General features: G+C 51.5%; 26 protein-coding genes and 1 tRNA gene. 19 read left to right on the top strand and 8 right to left on the bottom strand.

From position 1 onward, the window contains the following. Nucleotides 1–861, top strand: a complete 861-nt coding sequence (locus AAC622_RS11150; RefSeq protein WP_340262549.1) for a TauD/TfdA family dioxygenase — start codon at nucleotides 1–3, stop codon at nucleotides 859–861. 42 nt (nucleotides 862–903) lie between these two features. Next, nucleotides 904–1,299: a DUF2147 domain-containing protein gene (locus tag AAC622_RS11145; protein ID WP_340262547.1), complete on the top strand. Its 396-nt coding sequence runs from the start codon at nucleotides 904–906 to the stop codon at nucleotides 1,297–1,299. Between the two features lie 21 nt (nucleotides 1,300–1,320). Here the strand turns inward: AAC622_RS11145 and AAC622_RS11140 are convergent, their stop codons facing one another. Continuing rightward, nucleotides 1,321–1,833, bottom strand: coding sequence for a helix-turn-helix transcriptional regulator (locus AAC622_RS11140; RefSeq protein WP_340262544.1), 513 nt, complete (start codon nucleotides 1,831–1,833; stop codon nucleotides 1,321–1,323). Between the two features lie 165 nt (nucleotides 1,834–1,998). On the opposite strand from AAC622_RS11140, the gene AAC622_RS11135 reads away from it, so the two are divergent. Genes AAC622_RS11135 through AAC622_RS11120 form a run of 4 tightly spaced genes read left to right on the top strand, consistent with a single transcriptional unit; the run spans nucleotide 1,999 to nucleotide 3,979 of the window. Continuing rightward, on the top strand, nucleotides 1,999–2,388 hold the full coding sequence (locus AAC622_RS11135) for a hypothetical protein (protein WP_340262541.1): 390 nt from the start codon (nucleotides 1,999–2,001) through the stop codon (nucleotides 2,386–2,388). Then, nucleotides 2,385–2,654 (top strand): hypothetical protein, encoded by a 270-nt coding sequence (locus AAC622_RS11130; protein WP_340262539.1) that lies wholly within the window; start codon nucleotides 2,385–2,387, stop codon nucleotides 2,652–2,654. The genes AAC622_RS11135 and AAC622_RS11130 overlap by 4 nt, the downstream gene beginning before the upstream one ends. Before the next feature lie 6 nt (nucleotides 2,655–2,660). Next, nucleotides 2,661–3,392 (top strand): hypothetical protein, encoded by a 732-nt coding sequence (locus AAC622_RS11125; RefSeq protein ID WP_340262537.1) that lies wholly within the window; start codon nucleotides 2,661–2,663, stop codon nucleotides 3,390–3,392. A gap of 5 nt (nucleotides 3,393–3,397) precedes the next feature. Next, nucleotides 3,398–3,979, top strand: a complete 582-nt coding sequence (locus tag AAC622_RS11120; protein ID WP_340262535.1) for a PepSY domain-containing protein — start codon at nucleotides 3,398–3,400, stop codon at nucleotides 3,977–3,979. Nucleotides 3,980–4,564: 585 nt separating this feature from the next. On the opposite strand, the gene AAC622_RS11115 is transcribed toward AAC622_RS11120, so the two are convergent. Both AAC622_RS11115 and AAC622_RS11110 read right to left on the bottom strand, forming a co-directional pair. Then, the gene (locus AAC622_RS11115; RefSeq protein WP_340262533.1) at nucleotides 4,565–5,674 is read right to left on the bottom strand and encodes a DUF1501 domain-containing protein; all 1,110 of its coding nucleotides are present in this window, start codon (nucleotides 5,672–5,674) and stop codon (nucleotides 4,565–4,567) included. A 76-nt stretch (nucleotides 5,675–5,750) separates the two neighbouring features. Then, on the bottom strand, nucleotides 5,751–8,555 hold the full coding sequence (locus AAC622_RS11110) for a DUF1800 family protein (protein WP_340262530.1): 2,805 nt from the start codon (nucleotides 8,553–8,555) through the stop codon (nucleotides 5,751–5,753). 900 nt (nucleotides 8,556–9,455) lie between these two features. Between AAC622_RS11110 and AAC622_RS11105 the strand changes: the two genes are divergently transcribed. From AAC622_RS11105 to AAC622_RS11095, 3 genes are all read left to right on the top strand, one after another. Further along, entirely contained in the window at nucleotides 9,456–9,665 is a 210-nt protein-coding gene (locus AAC622_RS11105; RefSeq protein WP_340262528.1) for a hypothetical protein, read from the top strand. A 562-nt stretch (nucleotides 9,666–10,227) separates the two neighbouring features. Further along, nucleotides 10,228–11,115 carry a hypothetical protein gene (locus AAC622_RS11100; RefSeq protein WP_340262526.1) on the top strand — a complete coding sequence of 296 codons (888 nt, stop codon included), beginning with the start codon at nucleotides 10,228–10,230 and terminating at the stop codon, nucleotides 11,113–11,115. An 85-nt stretch (nucleotides 11,116–11,200) separates the two neighbouring features. Then, complete coding sequence (locus AAC622_RS11095) at nucleotides 11,201–11,587, top strand: hypothetical protein (RefSeq protein ID WP_340262524.1); 387 nt, start codon at nucleotides 11,201–11,203, stop codon at nucleotides 11,585–11,587. A gap of 241 nt (nucleotides 11,588–11,828) precedes the next feature. Here AAC622_RS11095 and AAC622_RS11090 read toward each other — a convergent pair whose 3' ends face one another. Continuing rightward, on the bottom strand, nucleotides 11,829–12,062 hold the full coding sequence (locus AAC622_RS11090; RefSeq protein WP_340262521.1) for a hypothetical protein: 234 nt from the start codon (nucleotides 12,060–12,062) through the stop codon (nucleotides 11,829–11,831). A gap of 136 nt (nucleotides 12,063–12,198) precedes the next feature. On the opposite strand from AAC622_RS11090, the gene AAC622_RS11085 reads away from it, so the two are divergent. Next, on the top strand, nucleotides 12,199–12,930 hold the full coding sequence (locus AAC622_RS11085) for a hypothetical protein (RefSeq protein ID WP_340262518.1): 732 nt from the start codon (nucleotides 12,199–12,201) through the stop codon (nucleotides 12,928–12,930). 368 nt (nucleotides 12,931–13,298) lie between these two features. On the opposite strand, the gene AAC622_RS11080 is transcribed toward AAC622_RS11085, so the two are convergent. Beyond that, nucleotides 13,299–13,466, bottom strand: a complete 168-nt coding sequence (locus tag AAC622_RS11080; protein ID WP_340262516.1) for a hypothetical protein — start codon at nucleotides 13,464–13,466, stop codon at nucleotides 13,299–13,301. A gap of 527 nt (nucleotides 13,467–13,993) precedes the next feature. Here AAC622_RS11080 and AAC622_RS11075 point away from each other — a divergent pair. The 6 genes from AAC622_RS11075 to AAC622_RS11050 all read left to right on the top strand — a co-directional run bounded on the left by AAC622_RS11075 (nucleotide 13,994) and on the right by AAC622_RS11050 (nucleotide 19,139). After that, a complete protein-coding gene (locus AAC622_RS11075) occupies nucleotides 13,994–14,611 on the top strand; it encodes a MarC family protein (RefSeq protein WP_340253368.1) in 618 nt (205 codons plus the stop codon). An 8-nt stretch (nucleotides 14,612–14,619) separates the two neighbouring features. Continuing rightward, nucleotides 14,620–14,790: a hypothetical protein gene (locus AAC622_RS11070; protein ID WP_340253365.1), complete on the top strand. Its 171-nt coding sequence runs from the start codon at nucleotides 14,620–14,622 to the stop codon at nucleotides 14,788–14,790. A 675-nt stretch (nucleotides 14,791–15,465) separates the two neighbouring features. Continuing rightward, nucleotides 15,466–16,005 carry a hypothetical protein gene (locus AAC622_RS11065; protein WP_340262514.1) on the top strand — a complete coding sequence of 180 codons (540 nt, stop codon included), beginning with the start codon at nucleotides 15,466–15,468 and terminating at the stop codon, nucleotides 16,003–16,005. Beyond that, the gene (locus AAC622_RS11060; RefSeq protein ID WP_340262511.1) at nucleotides 16,005–16,571 is read left to right on the top strand and encodes a recombinase family protein; all 567 of its coding nucleotides are present in this window, start codon (nucleotides 16,005–16,007) and stop codon (nucleotides 16,569–16,571) included. The genes AAC622_RS11065 and AAC622_RS11060 overlap by 1 nt, the downstream gene beginning before the upstream one ends. A gap of 33 nt (nucleotides 16,572–16,604) precedes the next feature. After that, nucleotides 16,605–17,555, top strand: coding sequence for a hypothetical protein (locus AAC622_RS11055; protein WP_340262508.1), 951 nt, complete (start codon nucleotides 16,605–16,607; stop codon nucleotides 17,553–17,555). A 153-nt stretch (nucleotides 17,556–17,708) separates the two neighbouring features. After that, nucleotides 17,709–19,139, top strand: coding sequence for a hypothetical protein (locus AAC622_RS11050; protein WP_340262506.1), 1,431 nt, complete (start codon nucleotides 17,709–17,711; stop codon nucleotides 19,137–19,139). A gap of 22 nt (nucleotides 19,140–19,161) precedes the next feature. Here the strand turns inward: AAC622_RS11050 and AAC622_RS11045 are convergent, their stop codons facing one another. After that, nucleotides 19,162–20,850 (bottom strand): DUF6538 domain-containing protein, encoded by a 1,689-nt coding sequence (locus AAC622_RS11045; RefSeq protein WP_340262504.1) that lies wholly within the window; start codon nucleotides 20,848–20,850, stop codon nucleotides 19,162–19,164. 124 nt (nucleotides 20,851–20,974) lie between these two features. Further along, a tRNA-Leu gene (locus tag AAC622_RS11040) sits at nucleotides 20,975–21,061 on the bottom strand. 196 nt (nucleotides 21,062–21,257) lie between these two features. On the opposite strand from AAC622_RS11040, the gene AAC622_RS11035 reads away from it, so the two are divergent. Further along, nucleotides 21,258–22,238 (top strand): complex I NDUFA9 subunit family protein, encoded by a 981-nt coding sequence (locus AAC622_RS11035; protein ID WP_340262502.1) that lies wholly within the window; start codon nucleotides 21,258–21,260, stop codon nucleotides 22,236–22,238. 3 nt (nucleotides 22,239–22,241) lie between these two features. Here the strand turns inward: AAC622_RS11035 and AAC622_RS11030 are convergent, their stop codons facing one another. Then, entirely contained in the window at nucleotides 22,242–23,045 is an 804-nt protein-coding gene (locus AAC622_RS11030) for an undecaprenyl-diphosphate phosphatase (protein WP_340262499.1), read from the bottom strand. Between the two features lie 214 nt (nucleotides 23,046–23,259). Here AAC622_RS11030 and AAC622_RS11025 point away from each other — a divergent pair, with 214 nt between their 5' ends. Further along, complete coding sequence (locus AAC622_RS11025; protein ID WP_340262497.1) at nucleotides 23,260–24,693, top strand: NAD(P)-dependent oxidoreductase; 1,434 nt, start codon at nucleotides 23,260–23,262, stop codon at nucleotides 24,691–24,693. A 6-nt stretch (nucleotides 24,694–24,699) separates the two neighbouring features. Next, nucleotides 24,700–25,407 carry a hypothetical protein gene (locus AAC622_RS11020; protein ID WP_340262495.1) on the top strand — a complete coding sequence of 236 codons (708 nt, stop codon included), beginning with the start codon at nucleotides 24,700–24,702 and terminating at the stop codon, nucleotides 25,405–25,407. The last annotated feature ends 5 nt before the right edge of the window (nucleotides 25,408–25,412 follow it).

Below are 25,412 nucleotides of genomic sequence, written 5' to 3'. Positions count from 1 at the left end.
ATGAGCTATAATATCATCCGCCCCACAGCCGAGGCGCAAACCCTCACCGACCCAGCTGTTCTGACACAGCTGCGCGAAGACCTCACCCGTGACGGGTGGGTCATTCTCCGCGGGTTTGACGCTGATATGTCCAAATTCAGTGCCCTCACGACCGCCTTGTGCAAGAAGATCACGTTTGACCCCGCCCGCGAATATGGCGACAAAAACACGCAAAAGGTTGATGCAGGCACGGGGCCTATCGGTCTGCATACGGAAAACGGCAACACACCTGTTTGCCCTGATATTGTTGCCTTCTACAGCCCAATCGCCGCCTTTGAAGGCTCGCAAACAACAATTTGTGACGGGCGTGCCGTGTTTGAAGACATGACCGAGGATCAAAAAGCCCGTTGGCAACAACCGATGGTGGTTGAACGCTATTTGCCTGAGGCTCTTTGGAAACGCTATCTTGCTAACGAGCATCCCGCAATTTCTAGCCCTGACGAAGTGACCGAACGTCATATTGAGGAATTCCGCGCCTTTATTCCAAACCAAGATTTTGACCTCTTGAAAGATGGCGGTATGAATTACCGCCTGACCGTATCGCCCGTGCGCCCCTCAAACCTGTCCGGGGGTCAGGGATTTGCCAATGCAGTGCTTGGCCCATCTCATAACTATGCCCCCCCACGCTACTACTTCGCAGCAGATGACGTGGTCAGCGCAGAGGAAATTGGCCAATTGGCTGAGCTGGCTGAGACGCATACCCACGAGATTAACTGGCAAGATGGCGATATTGCCATCTTGGACAACACCCGCGTGATGCATGGGCGGCGCGCGATCGTGGATACAAACCGCCAACTCTTTATTGGAATGGGTAGCGTTTGACACGCGCAGAGCTCGACCTTTAGCCTTAGGAGACTTCCCAACATGAAATACCTTAAACACGCGACAATGATCTTTCTTTTGGCCACAGGTGTGGCCGCCGCTGACCCGATCGAAGGGCTATGGCGCACCGCTCCCGATGATCATGGGGATGTTGGCTATATCAGAATTAGTGCCTGCGATGCGGCCTATTGCGGCAGGTTGGAGCGGGCCGAAAACAGCGCAGGCCAAGCCATTACGCCCGACACGATCGGCACGATGATAGTATGGGATCTAACCCCTGCGGCCAATGGCACCTATGAGGGACGCATCTACGCACCTGATCGCGGTAAAGAATATAAATCGCGGCTTGTATTGGCGACGAACCAGATCACTGTAAACGGCTGCGTCCTTGGTGGCTTGATCTGCCGTAATGGCGGAGAATGGGAGCGGGTCGAGTAGCTAAATGTGCAAGAAAAGAGGCTACTTTCTTGGACTTACGCCAACCTCAATAAACTCGTCTACGAAAAGTGATAAAAGCTCAACCCGTGACTTTACACCCGCCTTACCCATCAAGGAGTGGGTCTGTGACTTGATAGTCCCCAATTTCACACCGCGGGCTTCAGCAATCTCGTCATTATTCATACCACGCACTATCAAGAGACCGATATCAGCCTCTGTTTTAGAAAGGCCCCAATTATCAAATTTCTGGCGGATTAACGCATCAAAATCTTCACGCAAATGGTGAAGGGAATTAGCTTGGTCACGGTTTATGCGCTGCAAGCTTCGAAGATGCATTGCCATTTGGACTAACCCAAGCACAAGTGCCAAAACGGCTGTGAGCTCAAATATTAGATGCACTAACTCAGCGTCAGAGTAAGGCAAGTTGGCACCTAAACGCGAATTAAAATCTTCTACCACATCGGTAATGAAAAATATGCTGCTAATCGCCATCAAAGCACCAGAGGCCAGGATCAGGATTTTGTTATTTTTCATATTCATTACCTTTACTTGCATTCTCGCGCCGATTGCTAAGGCTCATAGCTCAATCAAACTCTAGTTAGACGCCATTAAACTAAAGTTTAATGACAAAATTCAATGTGGGTTCTAACTCAATACCTATCAATTTGCCGCGAGGCACGTAATTTACGAGGTATCAAAATGATCAGACGCACAGCTTTACAACTTCTCTTGGGCGGCGCGGCAGCCTTGCCTATAACAGCAATGTTGGCAGGCCAAGCCCGCGCAAGTTCCGATGGCGGCGGCAGTTCTGGTGGAACTGACAGCAGCTCGTCAGGCAGCTTTGGTGGCAATGATGATGGCACCTCTGGTAGTTTCTCAAGTGACAGTAGCAATGGAACCTCTGGTAGCTTTGGCGGCTCTGCACCTAATAGCCCCTCTGGCCCTGATGACACGCTTAGCGGCAGTTCGTCCAATGACGATCTTTTGCGCCTTCGACAAACACAAAATATTGACCAGTCCCTGAATGATGACGGGCTTGAACCTGTTTCGATGGATAATCTGGCCAATGTCTTAGCGGATTTCCAATGAGGGCGGCTGTCCTGATCCTAAGCGTGGCGCTTTTGTCGGCATGTGTCGCAACGACATTTAATCGCAGCGCCACGCCCAACCTCTACACCGCATTGGACAGCCAACTTGATGGCTATAGCGGGGCCCTCGCATCAGGCGCGGGCCGCTTTGAAATTGTGTCTACGCGAACAGATGGGCGCCGCCTCTGCCGTGTTGTCAATGTCGAAACGGAAGGTCGTTTTCACACAGAAAGTTTCTGCAAGATCCGCGGCGGCGAGTGGAGATAATCTGCCGTGACACTAGACTGGGGCACTATAAGGACAGCGAAGATCAAAGGCGGGGATTTTTGCCTTTACTTGCGCTGCCCTGCCCCCTTCTTACAGTTAATTGAAACCTGCCTTACGGGTTGGCAGATCGTGGAGGCAACAAACCCACCACGATTGGACATCATTGTGACCAAGAGTGATGCGGTGCTTAAGATTTCTGGTCGCACCCAGACGATTATCAATCACCGCTCAGACCCGATTGATGCGCTGAATTATCTTTGTTTGGATCTTGCCTATTGTTGTGCCGCACAATCCCCAAATGCCACGCTTTTGCATTGCGCCGCATTTGGGACAAAGGGGGCAACACAAATCGCATTCGGCAAAAAGGGCGTTGGTAAATCCACCCTATCCTTTCACCACGCCTATTGCGGGGATCGCATATTCGCGGATGACCTCCTGCTCTGGGATCGCAGCAAAAATCGCTTCATTTGTCTTGGTCTGCCGCTCAGGATGCGCCGCCCCCTGCCCAAACTTGACACTAATCTTGGGCGGCGCTTCATCGCCGGCAAATCCATCGCCTATTCGCGGCGGGATGCTTTTGACATCGCGCCTGCAGGCTTCGCCTTTTTCCCCGATGAAATTGTCGAGCTGACCCCGACCCCTGCGCCAGTTCCTTTGACGCAACTCTTGGCCCGGATCAAAGCCTTTTCAGTCTCGAAATCGCTGACGAATTTTCACTCTGAAACCCTAGAGGGGTAAATCCAATGCGCGTTTTTCGCTTCATTCGAACTATACATAGTTGGCTTGGGTTGCTGATTTTGCCTTGGATCATCTTGTTTGGGTTTTCGGGGTTTTATTTCAATCACCAACAAGCGGTGTTAACTCTGCTGCCCTCAGGCGCATATGACGAGACCGCCCTGTCCGAAGCTATGCTTGACGCACCGATGTCAGCGGCGCAGGCGCTGGCCGTGGTGGAAGATCACTTTCCCGATCTTGTTATCACAGATGCCAACCAAACCACCTATCATGGCTTTCGTGCCTATCAGTTTTTGGGTGAACGGGCACAGTTGATTGTCGCCGCTGATACAGGGCATTTCTACCACAAAACCCGTCTCACCCGCACAACCTTTGCGCCTGATGGCACCCGATTGCATCGCAAAATCTATTGGGGCCGATTTTTATCAACCTTCCACAGTCTGGGTTGGGTCGATACACGCTTTGGCACAATCTTAGCGGATATAACCGCTTGGGCCCTGATTATTTTTGGATTTTCAGGTTTGTTTATCTGGGGCTTCCCACGGCACAAACGCTACTTGCGCGCTTTGGGTGGCCTTTGGCCAAAATAAGCCCCGCATGAAACTAACCTACTGCACACAAACGGGAGCGGCGCGCACGCGCGCGGGACGCGCAACAAAAAAGGTGGATAAAAGGGTGGATGTATGGAGTTAATAAAACTATAAAAAATTGATTTTATTATATTTTCAATCGTTTTTTGGTGCCCAGGAGAGGCATCTAGCCAACTATCATAAGCCTTATAAATAGGGGCATTATGAGCCTACTATCCAAGCGTTGTGTAGCAATTTGCAAAACGTTGCGTAGCAAAAATCTTGACATCAGAGACTAGACGCTGCGCCAAACAGTTTGTCGTGCAGAGGCTTCACAACTGTGCATACCGCAATCTGACTTACCATGTTCAATGGGAGAGTATTGGTTCCAGACATGGCGCGTGGCTCGTGTATCCCGACGATACAAAGCTAATTGAGCGAGGATTGATCGAGAAAGATCAGCGTGACGCGTTGATGGCAACGTCCTGAAGATACCTGCCAACCCTGCTAACTGTGTCAACTACTATGGTTGGCGGGGTTGGCAGAGTTAGCAGTTTAATAATTGCATTAAGCAAACACAAAGAGCTGTACGGCCATAATATTATCTCAAGATCGCAAAACACCATCTAGGGCAGGATCAAAGTGGCTCTCGAACCTGTTCTGAGCAAGACCGAACCAATCACGCAAAACTGTATGATACATGGTCCGATAGTCGAGGGTAAATTCCATGTCCCCTTCTGTGAGATTGCCCAGGTCTGGGTGGGCACCCCAAATCCCGCCGTTCAATCCCCCGCTCATCAAGAAATGTGGCGCAGCTGTGCCGTGATCTGTCCCCATTGACTCATTCTCAACTGCACGACGCCCAAATTCGCTGTAGGTCATGACGAGCGTATCCTGCCAGCGACCTGACTGAATGAGAGCTTGACGCAAGCCCGAAAGCCCGCGGCCCAAGTCGCGCAGCAGGTCCCGGTGACGCCACGGCTGGGCCTCGTGTGTGTCGAACCCGTCTAACTTTATTTTCAAGACTGGCGCGTCGATGCCGGCGTCAATGAGCTGCGCGGCCATGGCAGCCTGCCGGCCAAAGTCGCCCGCATCAATCCGGAAAGATGAGCTTCGCGGCAAGCGCTCAATCTTTGCTGAAATTCTTGTCATCGCCGTATCTAGACTGTGGCCACGGTCCAAGAGCATTGCCAGCGCCGGGTTGTCTCCGCCATACACGGCGGGTGCCTGCTCACGCTGGCCGGCCAGTGTCGCAAATTGGTTCAGGGAGGTCATCGACAGCCACAGCCCAGACGACGCGGCGAATACCCCCATCCCACCGTCTAGGCTAATCCCGTGAGCATCAACCTCGGCCGCGTCGCGCATGCCCATGATATCCTCGGTGAGCCAGCCGTTTACGCCACTCTGGGAGCCGTCTCCTCCAGTCTCCCAAATGGCGATAGACTTGAAGTGGGATCTGTTTTGGCCGGGGTAACCCAGGCCCTGAATAATGGCGAGGTCTCCCGCTTCCCAGGCATCGCCGAGGGGAGTGAGCGACGAGTGCAGCGCCAGGTCGGAGTTGAGCGTGAACCGCTCATCCTCTCGCAGGGATATGTTGGGACGTATTTCACGATACCGCTCGTCTCGATATGGAACCACCGTGTTAAGGCCGTCATTGGCGCCAGACAATTCCACAAGAATTAATCGCCGTCCGCTCGATTGGGCCGCCTTCGCCAAGTTGACGGGCGCTAATGGGATTGCGAGGCCCGCCAAGAGAGATTGAAGAATTTGACGCCTATTCACTGCTCCGCCCTCACTTGAGTTGATACATTGGGTGTTGGAAGACTTCTGCCGGCTGGCTCACTTGGGGCATCTCGGAGCCCCCGGCTGAAGTCAAAAAATATTGCCCAAAAAGCTCGGGCTCAGATAAGTCTTCGACGTAGTCGCGCGCCTCACCGGCGGGCATGCCAGCGATGAGCTCTGGTGCCCCGTTCGCTGATCCTGACATCATAGACATCATCATCGACATGGAGTTTGAGTCCGCGTGAGCCCCGCTAAGGGCCCAGCCGTCAGTGGCGGCGTGTTGCGCGTAGCGGCTGCGCGGCAGGGCCTCCTCCATGCGCCTGAGCCACTCAGACCAAGTCTCATATTTTCTTTGTGCGTCACGCTCACGCCAATTCCGTCCTTGCATGGACTGCCGCAGCAGCTCGGGCATGGCAATCCAGAGCGACGACACGAACGCGCGCTGCTCGTCCGTGAGCGCATTCCACTGGCGCCGTTCGTCATCCCACTCACGCCCAATTAAGACGAAGTTCATCTCGCGGTGACCGGTGTCGCGGTTGACGTAGGCCGCAGACGGCATCGCAGCCCCCAGACAATTGGGATAACACTCGCGTTCCTCGATTTTGAGGAGCAGACGGTGGCCTGCGTTGCCTGTATTGTTGTGGACAAGCTCGATCCTCATCGCCTCAGCGCCTACAGACCCCAGGCGTGGGGCTAGGAGGCCGAGACTGAATGAAACCCAGTCGTCTTCTCCGCGTATTTCTTCGGCCCACTCGAAGGCGACACGATCAATTAGCAACTGGTCGCTTCTACGAACAAAAGTCGGCCCCGTCTCCTCTGTCACATATTCGGTAAGTGTCACGTGACCCCTGCAATACAGGTAGCCGGATCGTCGGTCTGCATCAGGCGATGAACAGCTTGTTCGTTGTTCACCTGAGGAACCTGGGTAGAGACGATTATTATATGACAACCAGTCTAAATAAAAATTGCGATCTCCTCCATCAGAGCCACCAACTCCACAACAATGGTCATTTAAGAATGAGATTTTAAACCCATCAGGGTTAATTTCTATTGGAACGGGAATTTCTACTTCACGCCAAGGAAGGTCTGCCGCAACTACTCTGCCATAGCGTTCTGTATCAATGCCACCTTCGGCAACTATGATTTGGCTATCCCACTCGCTACGAATGAAGCCCGAGTCATTCTCTCTCATAGCAGATACTTGGAAGTGTGGTGGGCCTTGAAAATTCTCGGCGGCATATCGGACGCGTATGGATCCCCACGCCATCGTCTCTTCGTCACCCGAAATAGACGGTTCCGCAGAGGCCGCAACCATAATTTGAGCATCCGGCTCTGATTGCTCTGCGAGAGAGTTCTCAACGTAATCACTTAGTCGGCCGACCATGTCGTTACGCAGGAGAATTCGGGACGGCGTCAGCCAGTCACCGGCACCAGGCCAACCTGCTACATTAGGCGGTTCGAATAAGTTTTGGCCAAGGGCGGCCAGCTGATTGGGCAGCGACACCACCCCACCCAAGGCCAAGCCGTGGGAGCGCACAGTTCCCACCAAGAGGTCGACCGGGCTCTTCACGATCGTCCCTCGATTTTCTGCTGCCCAGAAGGCGGGCGAAGCTAGAAGATGGCGCAAGAGGGTCTTCACATCATAGTCGGCATCTCGGAACGCGCTCGCGACAGAAGCGAGCTGCTCTTCGTCATAATTAAACTCCGAAACGTAGGCTGTCCAAAATTTGCGCGCCACAAACTCAGCGGCCTCAGGCTGATCCAACAAGATGTTTGCCACGTCCTCAGCGCGCCAGCGCCCCGTGCGCCCGAGGATGGTCTTTCGCCCGCCATCATGATCCCAAGGACTAAATTGAAATTCCAAACGCCCCATCCGGGTATAGCCATATCCGGTGAGGGCGCGCGCGACCTCCTTCACAGTCTCCTCGTCATAATTCCCTTCACCCAGGACGAATAACTCCATCAGCTCTCTCGCGAGGTTTTCGTTAGGCCGCTCCTCGCGGCTGCGGTCATTGTCGAGGTAGTTGAGCATTGCCGGGTCGTGAAGAATTGCCGTCACGAGGTCGCGAAAGTTTTGGTGGCCAAGTCGCCGAAAGAGCTGGTGCTGGAGATACATGGCGTGGCTCTCCTCCTGAATGGCGGAGTAAGCGGTCACGAAGTGATTGTGCCAGAATAGGATGAGGCGCTCGGCTTGCGGTCGGTCAGTGGCTACAAGCTCGTCGACCCACCAGGCGCGTAGTTGGTTCATCTCCCGATCGCGCGCCATGCGGAAGCGCGACCTGTCCTCCTCCTCATAGTCCCAGCGCAGCCAATAATTCGGGAAGTCTCCGCCCTCTGCCCAGGCAGGCTGTGGTAGAAGAGGGGCCCGGGCGTCAAGCCCTGAAATGATCTGACTTATTGCTTCACTCCTAGTGAGGCCAACCAACTCGTTGATCTCTGCTGGGTGAGCCCCAATGCCAGTGCGCTCAAGTAAGTGGCGAGCGTCATCCACATTTATCACCACCTGCAAATGGGGAATATCAGCCTCAAGGGCCTCATTGTGCATGTTGAATGCTGCAACTAAGTTATCAAATACGATCCCTGATAGGTCCTCTGGGCCATCAATCGTTATGCCAATGTTAAAGTCTGCTATGAAATCAGACAACGCCGACGCCGTTAATCCACCCCAGTAGCCATCCAGTGGACCAGGGTCATATCCAGCAATGGCCAAACTGCGCTGAGCTCGTAAAACATCTTGGTCTTGCGCGTACACGGGAAAGCCCATTGAAATCACTGTTAGGATTACGATCCACTTCAGTGATTTGATTTGATCCACAACGTCGCTTAACAACACCATTCGGCACACAAATAAAAACTGTTATGATAGTAAATTGAACAACCAGAAAATCAAGTTTGCCAACAACGCAGTCAGTGCGATTGTAGCATTCATTGAACTGACTGGATGGGAATACATTAATCGCCTACCGCACTAGTTCAAAATAAGCTTCCAGCAACAAGGCAGTCAGCTATAATGGTGGTGCGCATGACGATACAATCTCGTCACTCCGCGTTGGTTTGGGACATCGCTTTGGCAATGGCGCTGTAATCTGAGCAGAATCCTCCACAATCGGCTGCGGCACACCGATCGTAGCTATGGATCCTGTCTTGGTATAACTACGCGGTTCTGAGCGGTCATGCGGCACATCGAATTAAAACTACATTTTTACGTTACAAAGACCAAACGGCGACGCGCGGGCGGGAGCAAGCACGCAGCCACACGCGCGTGGAACGCTAATCAAAAAAGGTGGATAAAAGGGTGGTTAAGAGAGGGCGATAAAACTATAAAATATTGATTTTATTTGTTTTTAATCGTTTCTTGGTGCCCAGGAGAGGACGTCGTACTTCGCAGATTATCGTTGCTTTGTAGGGGGTTATTCTCAGAGTAAAACGCAGAAGTGATCCCAAAAGCGGTCCCAAAACTGGTCTCACGCAAACCTCAACGGTTTGTTTTTGTTATATTTATTCGAGTTATGAGGGAGACTTTGGTGCCCAGGAGAGGCATCTAGCCAACTATCATAAGCCTTATAAATAAGGGCATTATTAGCCTACTATCCAAGCGTTGTGTAGCAAAACATATAACGTTGTGTAGCAAAAAGCTTGACATCAGAGACTATTTCTGATATAACTATACGCACAAACCATTCCCCTAAATCGCTATAACTAAGGAGGTTCGCAGATGCGTGCTTTATCAGTCGATTCCTTTGCTGAGGCACTGGCAGTCAGACGCCTTTTCCCAAACTGGTATTACACGAATAGGTATCAGCAGATTATCGTTGATGCGGCTAAATCAAACCCTGATTTCTTCGAAGCTGACACCTATGAGGGAGCGAGCTTTGCTCGCGTCACCGACAGTTCAACCATACCCACAACTTCGGAGGCCGTATGAATCTAGTAGCTGCAATCATTCAGGCTCAGGATAGAGCCGCTCTGAAACCTGCCTTCGCAGAGAAGGTCGAAATCGTGACCTGCCTTTTGCGTGCCAAGCAGGTTTTGCCTTTTCGGAGATCAATCCAGAATGGTCATAGGCATCACGAACTGGCTGGCGCAATAGCCCTAGCTCACGAGTTGAACACCACCCTTGATATTCGACATCGTTCTGCGGCCCTGTATCATGCAGATGGTCAGAGTACGATGATCCCCAAGTGGCTAACACGATGCTTGGAGACTGGGATTCTTGAAGCCGACAATGCGAACAACGTGCCGCATGGGAAACTCCGTGTTACTAATCTCGTCAGCAGGTTTGTAGCCTGACACGGCTATCATTCATTTAGCTTCAGTAGACATGGCCCTGAGTAGCGCTATTCATCTGTTAGCTAAAGTGGCTACGAATAATACCTAAATAACCATACATTATCAGTAGTATTTAGCTACTGTCCTCGTACCCCCTGCATTTGCAGGTTCGGTGCAACCAATCCTCTCCCACTAAATAACAATAAGGAGCCGCACTCATGACAGGCTTTATGAGCAAACCAACAGGCAATCAAACCATCCTTGAAGACTTGCGTAACCGTCTGGCTACGAATGTTTCTAGAGATGCAGAAACACTTTTGGCTTCCATGCCAGAGGCACAACAGAACGCTATTCTTATGATGGCTAAAGAGGCTGACCGTGCCATGCGGTTTAGCCGCATATCAGCAGCACAAGCGATCACTAGGCTGTATCCTAATGCTGACATTGATAAACGCAAAGTCATTCTGGCGTTACTGAATGCTGAAGAAGATCGCCCCGACTTCGCAGCCCAAGATGCGGCTATGGATAGAGCCTATGCACAGTGGGAACGGCTAAAGCCCTTAGAAGAACTACTGGCTGAAACACCATCCTTCCGTTCCTCACGCAGTAGCGCAAGCAGCCAGACAGAAGCGTTAATATCTAGGCCACAGCGTCCAACGCCTACCTATACTAGTAACGATAACACTGCCGATGCTTCCAGTTTCATGGCGGCACTCACAGCCAGTGAGTCAGGCGGTAGGGCTGATGCTGAGTACACAACTCGTGATGGGAGGAGACATGTAGGGCTTCTGCAATTCTCAGAGGCCAGACTCCAAGACTTTCGTAACGCTACAGGAGAGACATTCACGCAGGACGAGTTTGCGCAGGATGTAGAGCTACAAAGTCGAGTTGGTGACTGGCATGTAGCGTCCATTGACGCAGCCATAGATGATCTTGGTGAGGCTGCTGCTGGATTAGATCGTGATGGCCTTCGTGCTGTGGCACATCTGGGCGGTGAGGCAGGTATGCGCAGGTTTGTCAGAACCAATGGCGGCTACAACCCCAGTGATGAACTTGGAACGTCATTGTCTGATTACTACGCAAGATTCAGCAGTGGGGCTTCCTGATGAAACACGAAGCAATGTAAATAGAATTTGGATATACCACGTTTCACATGCTAGCGTGTGGCCATAATCAGGCCGGAGTTAATCTATGAGAAACAAGTTATTTCTACCTTTAATCCTGTGCATTCTAGCAGCGTGCAACGATGAAGCTGAATACAGTGGGAGGGTAGGAACCCAACAAGATCTCGCAGACTGTCTGAAGGCTGGCATGTACGCATCCATAGATTATGAAAAGAGGGAAGGTACGCTACCTGAAGGCATTGAAGACCAGCTACTGGCCTTAGATGATGATTGGTACCTACAAATGGCCGAACTGAATATTAGCCTTATCATGATGGATCCGGAACAATCTGAGAGAGCAGCCAAGGCACAACTTTATGAATATGCTAATGGAGCGTGGGCCGCAGAAGCATGGGAAGCCACATGTCATCTAGCTTACCTAACAGGACAAGAAGTAGATTGGCCCGACTATTAATCAGTGTTGGCGGCAGATATCGCAACCTCTCGTATCACTTGGACTGGCACTCAATAGGCTTGGTTCACGGAGCGTGGTTAATCAAACCTGACAGTGGTGGGCCTACCCCCAAGCTGTAATGGCCTCGTAGAGACTCTCAGAGGCATCTATACACGGTAATAGAGGATTTCAGGTAGGGTGACCGCCCAGAGCGTGTAAATGTACCCAGAATGGCATTATATTCAGTGGCGATACTGGGCAGTCAGTTTCTTCTGCCTTTGGCTATCTTGGCGAGCAAACCAAGAACAATACCACCAACAATGTATAATGCTCCACGATCAACCGCTTCGCCAGAAGGGCTACCTAAATAGCGCATGGAATAGAACAGCCATTCTGTTGGGGCATCAAAGGCGAAACCCACCCAAAGCCCCATCGCAACTTGGTAAAGTCCTATTGCAATCAGGACTGCGGCTATGACGTTTGCAACTTCTACCATGCTTGGATGTTAGAGCTTAGCTCAGGCCCCAGCAAGACGTTATCATCGACAAGATTCATCTCGCAATAATGTAGCTGCTCAATGCTTGACCCGTGCCTAAACTACGCTCAAGCTGTGGTGAAACAGGAGCCACGCCATGAAGCACCTCGTAGCCACAGCGCTTACCGCTACACTTCTAGCCGCAACATCAGCTACGGCACAGGAAGTTGATCCTCGTATTCAGGCGATGGTCTCAGAACTTCATGCTGAAGGTTATACGGAGTTTACGCTCAATGACTCCATCTTCACGCCACCGACTTTGGTAGCTGAACAAGCGGCTATCCTTCTTCGGCTAAGGCTTGATCCTGATACTCTTGCACCAACAGAAGCTACTATGGCGTTAGACACAGACGGTGACGGCATACTCTCTGCACGAGAGCGGCGTAAGCGGATTGAGCTAGTGGATGCATCTGGTCAAGCAATCTTGGCGTTGAGCGCAATAAACGAAGTAACTGACCGTATTGAACAACATATGCAGCAGGCTTCGGTACTTGTTCAATCTCTAGGGGGTGCTGGTGGTGGCGGTGCTGGAGGCCATGGGGCGCTTTTTAATCGTTATTTTCCCGCTGGCGCTTGTGATATTGATCCAAATGAAGACTGTCACTATGATCCAATATGTGGGTGCGAAGCTCCATATGCAGACCTGTCACCTGTTGGTAAAGCATTGGCTGATGGCAAAATCGGTTTTGGACAAAATAGAGATGCTGTTAGAGATGCCGCAAGAGATGCCGTAGCGCCTGTCATCAATGATCGTGCTAACGATGCCAGAGATGCCGCCAGAGACACCGCAAGAGATGCCATCAGTGATCGTGCAAGCGATAGACGATAGGGCCACACAATGAAGCGCATCATCTTAGCCACAACCATTGCAGCCAGCACTTTTGCAGGGCCAGCTTTTGCTGAGCAGTGTGTGCAGTGGCGTTGACGTGACAGCAGGTTGATCTCCACCAACCAACCTGAACGGACTTGCAGCAACACGCTCACGTTTAGTCACGCCAACGCAGGATTAGCTAGGCTGGTTTTGCCCAAAGTAAATCTTGCAGGTGCAACTAATGTGTTTAGCAAGGGTGCTGGCGTAACAAAGGGTCATTCCCTGCTAGGAAGCGGGAGGGGGACTACACCACCACGCAGCTTCGGTGTCACACCAGCCTGACAACCATAAGGCGAATATCGCCATGTGTAAACTTCGGTAACTGATCAGATAGAACGTTGAACAGATACGACTGTTCTTGCTTCAGGCAGTATGTTCAGTACAGCCATCGAAGCTGCAGTTGAGTCACGAGCAAAGATTAGCTGACCGTCAATCTTTTGGCCTTGAGCATCTAGATAATCCACGAGGTATGGCTTTAGTTTGTCTTTGTTCATTGCCGTATCTCCCATGTTGCTCTGTTACAGATACGGCTGATTGGCTGAGATGGATCACTTTATGGCTGCTGAATACGCCAAGCCTTGTAGCTCTCTAAAGGCAAAACCCTCGTGCGTGTGTGGCTGACTAGCAGGGCAGAATGTCGTGTGGTGTGAAGTTCAAAGGCGGACGGTATCGCAATCTGACTTACCATATGAATTGGGATAGTATTGGCCTTCGCCACGGTTCTTGGCTGGTAAATCCTGACGACCCAAAGGTCAGCCTGTAGCAAGGCCGTAGAGGCGCTGAGAGCGTGGCAGGGTGGGGTCGCGGAATTGGCCTTTGTGCTGATCCAAGTTCTATGAGGCCGCCAAAGCATCTGAATTGGCGCAATGGCAGGCGAAGTTCACCGAAATCGAAGAGGGTTTGGCGCGCGCCGAGGCGCTTTGGGTCGCAGCACAGGCGCGGCTTGACGCGGCTTTGCAGGAATAGCCCCCGCCCCCCGATTTCATTTGACCTTTGCCCCCTCAAAGGTCAGGGATAGGGTATGGAATTTGCAACCCTCATCCCCGTTTTTGTGGCGCTTTTTGTCATTATTGATCCTATCGGTTTGGCGCCGCTCTTTGTCGCGCTGACCCGCGGCATGGGCGTGGCCGAAAGGCGGAAGATTGCGCTGCGGGCGACCCTGATCGCCTTTGCCTTGTTGACGCTTTTTGGTGTGGCGGGTGAGGCCGTTTTGAACTTCCTTGGTATTTCCATGCCTGCCTTTCGCATCGCGGGCGGGATTTTATTGTTTTTGACCGCGCTTGATATGCTGTTTGAGCGGCGCAGCGCCCGCCGACAGGGACAGGCGGATCAACCCCATAAGGACGACCCAAGCGTCTTTCCACTCGCCACCCCCCTGATCGCAGGCCCTGGTGCCTTGGCAACCATGATCCTTCTGACGGGCCAGATGGACGGCGATATCACATGGGTTTTGGCGGTGCATGGCGTGATGGCGGCGGTTTTGATCTGTGTCTTTTCGCTCTTTTTGCTCTCCACCCCGTTGGAGCGCGCCTTGGGGCCAACGGGGATCAACGTGGTCACACGATTGTTGGGCATGCTTTTGGCCGCGCTTTCCGTGCAATTCGTGATTGATGGGATGCGCGATTTACAGGTGTTATGAGGGGCAAGATGGGGGCTTTTGATCTGCAAGATATCCCGCAGCTTGTCTACCTTGGCGCTATTTTTGTCGCGGTTCTGGGCTATGCGATTGCAGCACATCGGCGGAATTTGGGCCGACTTCTGCGCCACCGCAACAAGACGCTTCTGACCGCCACGACCTCATGGAATCAGTGCGCCTAAAGTGAAGAATCAGGGTCGATACATTCTCTAAATGCTGAGCCCTCCTGTGTGAAAAGCCACATATAAGAATAACGGAGTGGGTGGCACTGGACGCTGCCCGCCCCCCTTCAGGCCTCACGTTAATGCTTCCCTAGTGGTCAAGCCTTCAGGGTCACAGCATTCAGGTGTAGCTCCTCCAATGTCCAATGAAACAAGGGGGTTAAGCCTATCTGACTGGTTCTAACGCTAGTAGAAATAGCCCTGCCTCCTAGACGTGTTGGTTTAACCTATACCCACAAGCCATTGAACAGACTCAATATTATTTGAGTGAACATGTTGATAATGAAGTATAATCAGACTAAAATAGTTTAGGTTATATCAATAGCAATAATCCCAATTAGTCTCACTCTTTCTAATCAAAGCCCAATAATACAAAGCTATATAGCAGGTATATCCTATACCATATATCCGTGTCTCAAGGGTACACTCTCACGGTATACGACACAAAAAGGCTTGAAATGTTTCTTATAGGTGGTCATTTATTGGTTATCGGCACAAAACGAGCCGTTCCAACTTGACCCATAGGGTCTAATGAAACAGTAATATGGAGTACACAATGAAGACTAAGACAACACATAAGATTTCTGAGACAGTTATACGACACAGTGTAACTGTAAATGCATGGGAGGTCGGCACATGAGCGTATGGCTTGCTTACAACACTGACTTCCTTGGATTCCACGAAATCCTAAGAGATGGCCACATCAAATCTGCGGATCGTGAAACCCTCATTTGGTTGAATGAAATCCACGAGCATGAAGAGGAACGTCAAACCCCTGAGCAGTTAGAGTTCGATTTCGGTGAACCCTATAACTCTGATCGTAAAGCCTACGACCCAACTCAGCTAGATTACGGTGTCTGGTTCAACGCAGACCAGATCAAGGCGGAACGTTGGATTGATATGCCTGAACAACTGGAGTTGGATTTACGGCCAGTACAAGGGCGGTTCGATGACCCTGTGCCAATGCTGGACACAGATTATCTAGATGACCCTGAAGTCTGCTGGGATTGCAAAACTGACTACGTGGCAAACTGGTGGGTCACCAGAGAACCATTAAGTCTTGAGTGCGCTTCTGGCTTCATCTTGCCTAAAGGCACTTCAGACGAAGAATTTGACTATATCTGTAAGGCCGCAGGCGCAATGATCATGGGTCGTCCAATGGGGGGATTGAAGTGATGCGAATTGGTTACCGAAGAATATCAAGCGACACGCAGAACATGGATCGACAAGAATTGCCTGACTGTGATCGTGTATTCGAAGAAACAATGTCTGGGGCCGTGCGTGAGCGGCCTCAACTAAACGCACTGCTGGATCACATACGTGAAGGTGACGAGGTGGTCGTGCATGAGTTAAGCCGCCTTGCTCGTTCCCTGATCGACTTACAGGGCATTGTTCAAACCATTGTGGACAAGGGGTGTAGCATCACATTCTTGGCTGAGCGTTTGACGTTTAGCGCAGATAATGATGACCCAATGGCCAAGCTTCAGTTGCACGTGATGGGAGCATTCGCAGAGTTTGAGCGCTCTCTTATTCGTAAGCGTCAAGCTGAAGGTATCGCCAAGGCAAAAGCGGCTGGTAAGTTCAAAGGACGCCAGCCTACTATTGAAACCGAAAAGGTGATTCAGATGCACAAAGCCAACATCTCACCCACAGAGATTGCTCAATATCTGAAGATTTCTAGAAGCTCCGTTTACCGTGCGCTCAAAGAACACCAAGCGACAACAACTGAGGAGCGACTTTAGTCGCGGAACTGATAGCTGAACCACGGACGAACAATGAAGAAGCCGTATCCTACACGCTTTACTGACCCTGTGGCCCGCTTCCTTGAGTGGATGTTTATCCGTGCACATTTCTTTGATTTCGATGATAGCGCAATGCGTAAGGCATACCCAAAGACCGCAGGAGACCTAAAGTCTTGGAAAAGAGCATTCTCTGCCGTTCCTGATGATCACCCAGCCAGATTTCTTTTGATGGAGTTTTGCCTGTCAGCCGATGGCACGCCGAGCCAAAGCCTTAATGAAACCACCGATGACATCGTAAATAGCTTCCACTATCAGATGGCAGTTCAAATGCCTTGGACTGCTGCTGAAGGCCAAGCATGGACGCACTACAAGAACTTGGAAAAGCTGGACGGATGGTGGGCTAAGGGTGAGGCATCCATGCTGCCCAAAGCCGTAGTCGAGTGGCAAGCGACTAATAACAATTCTAGCGGCAAAAAGGTTGGCACTCTATTCTCGAAGATGACAGGCCCACGAAAAGAAATCGCTCAAAAGGCGATAGAGCAAATAGCTGATAACACGTGGGAGCTACCGTCTTCGAAGAAGTCTTTTGCACCTGCCATCACCGAAGCCGATGACACTGCTGAAGTGACCCAAGTTGCCACCACTCGCAAATCGGCAAAGGCTCCTGTCTCCAAAAGTAAACAGCGTCAGGAGGCATCTGTTGAACAGCAAGCACCCAGCGCAAAAGCGTTCACCGTTGAGCAAGCACTTCTAAACCCAAAAGCTTCCAAGGATCGTAGCAAATACAAAAGCGCCTATTTCCTTTGGGGCCAGATTAAGTCTCACCGCAATGTCGGAGAGCGCTTCAAGCTAACTGAATCACAAGCTTCAACATGGGCAGGCGTAGCCAAGGGTCAGCACACAAAGGATGTTATCAAAGTTTTGGTGGATGTTCGTGCTATTGAACGGATCAAACGTACGCTGGATTATAGGAGACTGGTGTAATGCTTGTCTGTCTTAATCCTTATCGGTTCCCTAATAGTATAGCTATAGGTGAGACTATGATAGTAGGGGCGGCCCCCAAAGGGCCGACCTCCCTCTATGTGTGAGTCTAGATGCGACACGTGCCTTTCCAAATCTTATGGGTATTAGCTCGTAATGTTTACTGATCTTGTCTCAGATATTGTGTCTCAGATCGAAGCGTCTGAAGATCGTAATCGTGCGAGGGATGCCTCTACTCAAATCCGCTTCAACCATTCCGTGGCTTATTTGGTCTTGGATATGTGGAAGGCGATCCAATCTATTCCGCCACGTGATTGCCTGATCCATAAGAAGAAGGCGTACTATTCTCGACAGCGTTACAGCGACACCAATGTTTCCCATCGTACCATGATGGATGCATTCGATGGCTTGAAGCGTCTGAACCTGATCACCGATAAGACAGGGCGTAAAGACCTCAGTACTGGCAAAGGCATTCTCACCAAGTATTGGCCCACCGCCCCAATGGTGGACATGCTGAATGCGTTGGATGGTCATCCTGCAATCAATGGCGTTCAGGTCCAAACACCTGAGCCTATTATCCTGCGGAAGATTACGAAGACATGGAATCCTGAAACAAGCGCTACGATCCGTAGCATCGAAGAATTGCCTTATGTCGACACGGACAAGACCAATCTATTTCGCTCTAACCTAGCCACGATAAACGATTGCTTGCTTCGGCATTGGCCAGACCTCGAACTGAATACAGCTGACATTCCTAAACTCGCAGAAGATATGAAACGAAGTGAGGATAAGGCCCCAATAGATTTCTCACAGCGTACCCTCGTGCGGATATTCACGGTTGGAGATGATACAGCCGCTGACCGCTTCACACTGGGCGGTAGGTTCTATCGTGCATGGTGGCAGAATGTGCCGAAGAACTATCGAATGTTGATCACGATTGACGGTGAGCGCACATCTGAAGCCGACTATTCCCAGCTCCACCCCCAACTGTTGTATCACATGGCTGGCAAGGAGATGGGGAACACGGATGCTTATGGCCGCATTCTAGATGGACAGCATCGTGAGCTTGTTAAACAAGCCTTCAATTCGATGCTCCAAATGGCACGTTTCAACAATGATGGCCCACAAGATGATAAGTTCAAAGCTGCCGCGCGAGCGGCAGGCATAACTTGGGCTACGCTACGTGACAGCATTCTCGAAGCCCATTCTCCCGTAGCAGACCTGTTCTTCAAAGGCATAGGCAACAGCCTTCAATTCACTGATAGCTGTATTGCTGAAAAGGTGATGCTGGAGTTCGCCCAACGCGACATTCCAGTCCTGCCTGTCCATGACAGCTTCATAGTTAATCGGCATGTCGAAGGTAGTGGCGATTTAGAAGAGGTGATGCGCAAGGCCTACTTCGAGGTCACAGGCCACCGCATCGGCAAGATTGATACGACCCTTCTGTCTTGGTCTCGTGGCAAACAACCAACAAGCATGAAGGGCTACCTATTCAAGCAATTCAAATCCATAGGCCTAAGCTTATCCACCGATGCTGAGAAGTCTGGATGGGCGATGCGGCAACGGCTTTTCAAGGAACGGCTTTAGTCTCGCTACTGAATAGTCGAACCTATTGGCCCTGCATTTGATCTATCCTGCTTTGCAACGCTGCGTTCATGTCCGCATCGCCCCACGACTTGGCAGCGTGAGCCTTCTTTAATCCATCAATGAGCGCTTCAGGTGGTATGCCGTGCTTCACATATTCGGACTGCTTGCCGACCAACCCTGTCAGTTTCCATCCACTGATATAACCTGCGAATTGGGTGTTCTGCCCAGCCGCTAAATACTTGTGTTGCAGCGTGTGGCGGAAGCTGTGGAAGGTTAGCTTTTGGTCACCATCACGAAGATGATGAATGTGTTTCTGATTAATGAGATTGCTCACGGCATCTGAACCTTTTTGGCCCCTTCCATATCGTGGGAATAGGGCCGCATTAAGGATGTCACTATCATGTGCGCGAAGCGCACTGATCCGCTTGTCGTGATATTCAACCAGCCTATCAAGAACATCACCAAACAAAGGCACACGGCGTTGAACGCCATCTTTTGTAAGCTTCCTAATAGTGTTGTCACGGAAGAAGATAAACGGAATGGGGTGCTCATTCGTTGGATGAAGATAAAGATCGTTCATCTTCAAACCAGCCGCATCGCCAATACGACAGCCAGAATGATTACCAATAAGCGCTATTAGCTGAGCTTCTTCGTTCATGCGTGGCAGGTGTTCAAACATGAATATCTCAAGCTCACGTGGTGAGAATGGTCTACGATCCTTGTCAGGTACGAGCCCAACCTTCTTTTTGTCATCGTGCTCTTTGTTCAGCTTTGACCGCTTTTTTGCAAAAGGGTTGTTAGTCTTTACGTCAGTGGGCCAATCTTCTTTGCGTTCCTCATATGCCATGTTCCAGATCGAACTCATGGTTTGTAATTCACGTCCAACGGCTGACGGTGATTTGGGTATGTCAGAGCCATTCTCTCTAATAGCCAGACGGGCTAGGAACTGTTTCACATCGCCACTGCGTATGGATGCTATAGAACGCTGTAACCCAGCTTTTGGATCACCGTTGCCCAACACAAAAGCAAGGTGGCCAACTATCCGTTCCACTCTTCTAGATTCATCTTCTTTGGCGTCAGGGCTTTTGGCTTTCTTTGCGATGAACTGAAGGTATTCTTCTTTGGCGACACCCAACGTTGGCACACTTATTTGAATGCCAACGTCTTTAGTTTTGCCCAATGCAATGTTCAGCTTGTAAACCGCATCGTCCAACTTTTGTTTGGTAACGGGATCGCCTGAGTGATCATATTCCATCGCAAGTTCATGGACGTCATCATACAAACCGCCTTCGAACTGGCCGTGTTCGTCATCTATCTGAATCCATGATCCGTATGCAAAGGCTTGCCTATCACGTAGAAACTTGCGGATTACCTCTGGTGGACTGTCGATACTTGGTACTTGCGAATGGTGAAGGCCAGCTTCTCTGAGCCGATACTCGAAGTACTGGAAGTTTCGTATTCTTGTTTCATCAAGGCTCTCACTGGCAGCAAGCTCTTCTTCTTTGAGATTAAGCTTGTCCTCGAAAAGCCTATCTTCAAACTTGGATCGCCTCTTTGCCTCAGCTTCGTCCTTCGTTTTGAGTGCGAGAATATGTTCTGTCTGGCGACCACCATTATCACGCCACACGCCCTGTAAATGCTTCGGGATTCGCCTGCGGTAATACCACCAGCCGTTTGCTCTTTGCGTGGGATTCTCGTGACTTTTCGGCATAGTGAAACATTTACCACGAACAACGTTGTGTAGCAATTCTCAAAAAGTTGTGTAGCAATCCGAAAGCCGAATAAGCTTGCTTCCTCAACTATTCTTGATATACTGGGAAAAGCTGCACTGTTAGTGGTGCCCAGGAGAGGACTCGAACCTCCACGTCCATACAGACACTAGCACCTGAAGCTAGCGCGTCTACCAATTCCGCCACCTGGGCCAGTGTCGTGAGGCTGTCTGTTATATATCGGCATGGGTGCTGTCAACGGCTGTTGCATGGCTGTGGCGTATTTGGATGGGGTGATGTGGATTGCGCGCATGTGACGCTTGCGCGTGATATAATTGCGCCTTGTTTCGCTTGGGTTTGCCGCGTATCAATCGCGCAAATCCAGACCAGACGACCGAAAGGCAGAACGATGTCCAAGCTTGTGACAATTTTTGGCGGCTCAGGTTTTGTGGGGCGCTACATCGCAAGACGTATGGCTAAGGAAGGTTGGCGCGTGCGTGTTGCCGTGCGCCGCCCTAATGAAGCAGGTTTTGTGCGCCCTTACGGTGTGGTTGGTCAGGTCCAGCCTGTCTTGGCCAATATCCGTGATGATGCTTCGGTGCGTGCCGCGATCAAAGGGGCCGATGCGGTTGTGAATTGCGTGGGTATTCTCGTTGAATCAGGGAAAAACAAGTTTGATGCCGTTCAGGCCGAAGGGGCTGCACGCATTGCGCGGATTGCGAAAGAGGAGCGCGCCGCGCGGCTTGTCCATGTGTCCGCTATCGGTGCGGATGCAGACAGCGATAGCCTTTACGCACAATCCAAAGCCCAAGGTGAAGCAGGCGTTAAGGCGGCTTTCCCAAAGGCGGTGATCTTGCGGCCTTCGATTGTGTTCGGACCTGAAGATCAGTTTTTTAACCGCTTTGCTGCGATGGCGCGGCTGTCGCCTTTCGTGCCTTTGATGGGGGCGGGCAGCAAATTTCAACCTGTCTATGTTGATGATTTGGCCCAAGCGGCTGTTACCGCCATTCTTGATGATCGGTTTAGCGGAATTTATGAATTGGGCGGGCCAGAGAAGCTGAGCTTCCACGCGTTGATTGAAAAGATGCTCAAGGTGATTGGCCGCCGCCGTGTGATTTTGAGCATCCCAAGCCTTGCTGCGGCGCCTTTGGCCTTTGGCCTTGATATGGCGCAGGCGGTGACATTTGGCCTTTTCACCAATGGTGTCCTCACCCGTGATCAGCTGCGTCAGCTCAAGCGGGATAATGTCGTGTCGCCAAATGCAAAAACCTTGGCAGATTTCGGTATTACACCGACTGCACTTGATACGGTTTTGCCAGAATATTTGTGGCCTTATCGCGATGGCGGCCAATATGCAGCAATCCGCGATAGCGCATCTAAGCTGCGATAAGCCCTAGCTATACGCGATCACCAACAGCACCACGCCCATGATCACCCGATAGATCACATAGGGCGTGTAGCTGATGGTTTTCAAAAGGCGCATCATCACAGACAGGGCCAAGAGCGCCGCGACAAAGGCGAACCCTGCGGCGATAGCACCATCGCGTGCGGCGGCCAGGTCAGCTGTGCCAATGACCTCGAGCCCCAATAGTGCGCCTGAGGCGATGATCACTGGAATTGACATGAGCATCGACAACCGCGCCGCATCTTCGCGCCCGTAGCCTAGTTTTCGTGCGGTAGTGATGGTGATGCCCGAGCGCGATGTGCCGGGGATTAGTGCAAGAATTTGCGCACACCCCATAACCAGCGCGTCTTTTAGCGTCCATGCTGTGGCAGGCTTCGTTTCTGTGCCTGTGCGGTCTGCCCAATAAAGCACAATTCCGAATCCGAGCATCGTCCACCCGATGACCGCAGTTGAGCGCAGCAGGTCAGAGAGGCCTGTAAGGTTGAACACCAATCCTGCCACAACCACGGGTACTGTGGATATGATTAGGCACAGCGCGAGAAATGCGCCGCGTGTGTCAATCTGGCCGCGCAGGAGGCGGAAAAATCCAAACAGCGCCTCTTTTACATCGGCCCAGAAATACAAGATCACGGCGCCCAAGGTGCCGACATGCACGGCGACATCAATCACCTGACCTTGGTCGTCATGACTCATCAGCGCGGGCAATAGAATCAGGTGACCAGAGGAGGATATCGGCAGAAATTCCGTGATCCCTTGGATGGTAGCGAGAATAAAAAGATAAAACAGGCTCATGAGTTCTATGTCCCAATAAAAACAAGTCTCATCTAAAAACTTGAATTAATGTGATATTTTTTCAAATAGGTAATGGTGCGATACCTATTTTCGTAAATCAAAGTTGCAAATTGGCCGCCAGAAATGAAAACAGCATTATATAGGTCAGCATTGCTGTCTTTTATGTGGTGCGCTTTCGGAATATGAGAAGCGCGTTGAAGATGGGAGTAGTTCCGTGGCTAAGCAACCGATGTTAAAATTTGTCTCCGTGGCTAAAGAAACGCCCGAGAAGAGATCCGCCGAAGAACGCCGTGCGGATTTTCGCGAGATCTATGCCGAGTATGCCGAGCAAAAAGCCGCGGAGCAAGCAGGCCGTTGCAGTCAATGTGGCGTGCCCTATTGCCAGTCGCATTGCCCGCTTCACAACAATATTCCCGACTGGCTCCGCCTGACTGCCGAAGGGCGCTTACGCGAGGCCTATGAGATCAGCCAAGCCACAAACACATTCCCTGAAATCTGTGGGCGTATCTGCCCGCAAGATCGCCTGTGCGAAGGCAATTGTGTGATCGAACAATCTGGGCATGGCACGGTCACCATCGGCTCGGTCGAGAAATACATCACCGATACCGCATGGGATGAAGGTTGGGTGATGCCCATCTCCCCCACAACCGAGCAGGTAGAATCCGTGGGCATCATTGGCGCAGGGCCAGGCGGTTTGGCTGCCGCAGATCGTTTGCGCCGCGCGGGGCTTCAGGTGACAGTCTATGATCGTTATGACCGCGCAGGCGGGCTTTTGACCTACGGGATTCCAGGGTTCAAATTGGAAAAGCCCGTGGTGATGCGCCGCAATGAGCTTTTGGAAAAAGGCGGGGTCAAGTTCGAGTTGAACACCGATATTGGCCGCGACATCACCTTTGAGGCGCTGCGCGAAAAGCACGACTTCATCGTGATCGCGACAGGCGTCTATAAATCGCGCGACTTGGACGTTGCAGGGCATGAGGCTTCGGGGATCGTCAAGGCGTTGGATTATCTCACCGCGTCCAACCGCAAAAGCTTTGGCGATGCTGTGCCTGATTTTGACACTGGCGCATTGAATGCCGAAGGCAAAAAAGTTGTCGTGATCGGCGGTGGTGATACTGCGATGGACTGTGTGCGCAGTGCGATTCGTCAGGGTGCGACCTCTGTGAAATGCCTGTATCGCCGTGACCGCGCGAATATGCCCGGCAGTCAACGCGAAGTTCAGAACGCCGAAGAAGAGGGTGTGGAATTTGTCTGGCTGTCCGCGCCAAAAGGTTTTGTTGGCAATCCAGTAACAGGTGTCGAGGTTCAGAAAATGCGCCTTGGCGCGCCTGATGCGACAGGCCGTCAAAGCCCCGAGGTGATTGAGGGTGCCGATTATGTTGAGGACGCGGATCTGGTGATCATGGCCTTGGGCTTTGAGCCAGAAGATCTGCCCACGCTTTGGAATTGCGCGGATTTGCCTGTCACCCGTTGGGGGACAGTAAAGACCGACTTCCGCAGCCATGAAACGGCATTGGAAAACGTCTATGCCGTTGGTGATATTGCGCGCGGGGCGAGCCTTGTTGTTTGGGCGATCCGTGATGGCCGTGAAGCAGCGGACGCGATCCTCGCAAAAGTTGCAGGCCACGGCGTGATTGCGGCTGAGTGATCCGATATGGCCCGTCTTGCGCACAGCATCGCACGTCACTTGACCCTTCTCGCATGGGCGGGCGGGGTCATTGGGGTTGCGGCGATGGCGCAAGCGGCGCAAATCACACCGCCCGCGGGGTGCGAAGCCTTCCTCACGGTTCAAACCCGCGGATGCATGGTCTCGCATTACTGGACCTGTGAAGGTGATGCTGCAGGCGAGCATTGGCGCCTCAGCCTAGATGTCGATGGGCCAATGTCATTATCCCATACGGATCCAGAATTTCGGTGGCTTGAATCCCTTGATCTTCGCTCGGGCCTTCGGTCGCGCTTGGTCCAACCTGAAATTGACCCTGCAAGCCTCAGCGAATTGCTTGAGACAGGGCGGGATAGTTTCACCTTTTCGCTGTCTGTCTCAGAAGGTGACGCGCCCTTTACCCGCGATTACAGCGGTTTTGACGCCTTGACGGGTGACACAGTTGAGATTGACGGTGAGGTTCTGGCACGCACGGAATTTGCCTACACCGAAACCACGCCAGACGGTGCACGCAGCACTGTGGGCAACCAATATGTCAGCCCCTCTTTGCGGGTGTTCTTTGGCGGCACCGAGACGCTGACCCTGCCAAGCGGGGAAGAAATCTCCTATGACGCAAGCCCCGTTGATTTTGCCCGTCCCAATGAGGCGGGATTTCTGAATGCACTGCCGCTTTATGATTGCGGTGATGTTTTATCCTAGGGCTT

This window comes from Roseobacter sp. HKCCA0882, from assembly GCF_037805225.1.
Taxonomy (GTDB): domain Bacteria; phylum Pseudomonadota; class Alphaproteobacteria; order Rhodobacterales; family Rhodobacteraceae; genus M30B80.
The sequence above is the reverse complement of the archived record's forward strand: the minus strand, read 5'-3'. Positions and strand labels throughout refer to the sequence as shown.

Excerpts from the sequence above, each read along its gene's own strand:
- AAC622_RS11140 (WP_340262544.1), bottom strand. The coding sequence starts at position 1,833 with ATGAAAAATAACAAAATCCTGATCCTGGCCTCTGGTGCTTTGATGGCG.
- AAC622_RS11030 (WP_340262499.1), bottom strand. The coding sequence starts at position 23,045 with ATGAGCCTGTTTTATCTTTTTATTCTCGCTACCATCCAAGGGATCACG.
- AAC622_RS11090 (WP_340262521.1), bottom strand. The coding sequence starts at position 12,062 with ATGGTAGAAGTTGCAAACGTCATAGCCGCAGTCCTGATTGCAATAGGA.
- AAC622_RS11070 (WP_340253365.1), top strand. The coding sequence starts at position 14,620 with ATGGGGGCTTTTGATCTGCAAGATATCCCGCAGCTTGTCTACCTTGGC.
- AAC622_RS11075 (WP_340253368.1), top strand. The coding sequence starts at position 13,994 with ATGGAATTTGCAACCCTCATCCCCGTTTTTGTGGCGCTTTTTGTCATT.
- AAC622_RS11020 (WP_340262495.1), top strand. The coding sequence starts at position 24,700 with ATGGCCCGTCTTGCGCACAGCATCGCACGTCACTTGACCCTTCTCGCA.
- AAC622_RS11135 (WP_340262541.1), top strand. The coding sequence starts at position 1,999 with ATGATCAGACGCACAGCTTTACAACTTCTCTTGGGCGGCGCGGCAGCC.
- AAC622_RS11035 (WP_340262502.1), top strand. The coding sequence starts at position 21,258 with ATGTCCAAGCTTGTGACAATTTTTGGCGGCTCAGGTTTTGTGGGGCGC.
- AAC622_RS11050 (WP_340262506.1), top strand. The coding sequence starts at position 17,709 with ATGTTTACTGATCTTGTCTCAGATATTGTGTCTCAGATCGAAGCGTCT.
- AAC622_RS11065 (WP_340262514.1), top strand. The coding sequence starts at position 15,466 with ATGAGCGTATGGCTTGCTTACAACACTGACTTCCTTGGATTCCACGAA.
- AAC622_RS11100 (WP_340262526.1), top strand. The coding sequence starts at position 10,228 with ATGACAGGCTTTATGAGCAAACCAACAGGCAATCAAACCATCCTTGAA.
- AAC622_RS11150 (WP_340262549.1), top strand. The coding sequence starts at position 1 with ATGAGCTATAATATCATCCGCCCCACAGCCGAGGCGCAAACCCTCACC.
- AAC622_RS11095 (WP_340262524.1), top strand. The coding sequence starts at position 11,201 with ATGAGAAACAAGTTATTTCTACCTTTAATCCTGTGCATTCTAGCAGCG.
- AAC622_RS11060 (WP_340262511.1), top strand. The coding sequence starts at position 16,005 with ATGCGAATTGGTTACCGAAGAATATCAAGCGACACGCAGAACATGGAT.
- AAC622_RS11085 (WP_340262518.1), top strand. The coding sequence starts at position 12,199 with ATGAAGCACCTCGTAGCCACAGCGCTTACCGCTACACTTCTAGCCGCA.
- AAC622_RS11045 (WP_340262504.1), bottom strand. The coding sequence starts at position 20,850 with ATGCCGAAAAGTCACGAGAATCCCACGCAAAGAGCAAACGGCTGGTGG.
- AAC622_RS11130 (WP_340262539.1), top strand. The coding sequence starts at position 2,385 with ATGAGGGCGGCTGTCCTGATCCTAAGCGTGGCGCTTTTGTCGGCATGT.
- AAC622_RS11120 (WP_340262535.1), top strand. The coding sequence starts at position 3,398 with ATGCGCGTTTTTCGCTTCATTCGAACTATACATAGTTGGCTTGGGTTG.
- AAC622_RS11055 (WP_340262508.1), top strand. The coding sequence starts at position 16,605 with ATGAAGAAGCCGTATCCTACACGCTTTACTGACCCTGTGGCCCGCTTC.
- AAC622_RS11145 (WP_340262547.1), top strand. The coding sequence starts at position 904 with ATGAAATACCTTAAACACGCGACAATGATCTTTCTTTTGGCCACAGGT.
- AAC622_RS11105 (WP_340262528.1), top strand. The coding sequence starts at position 9,456 with ATGCGTGCTTTATCAGTCGATTCCTTTGCTGAGGCACTGGCAGTCAGA.
- AAC622_RS11080 (WP_340262516.1), bottom strand. The coding sequence starts at position 13,466 with ATGAACAAAGACAAACTAAAGCCATACCTCGTGGATTATCTAGATGCT.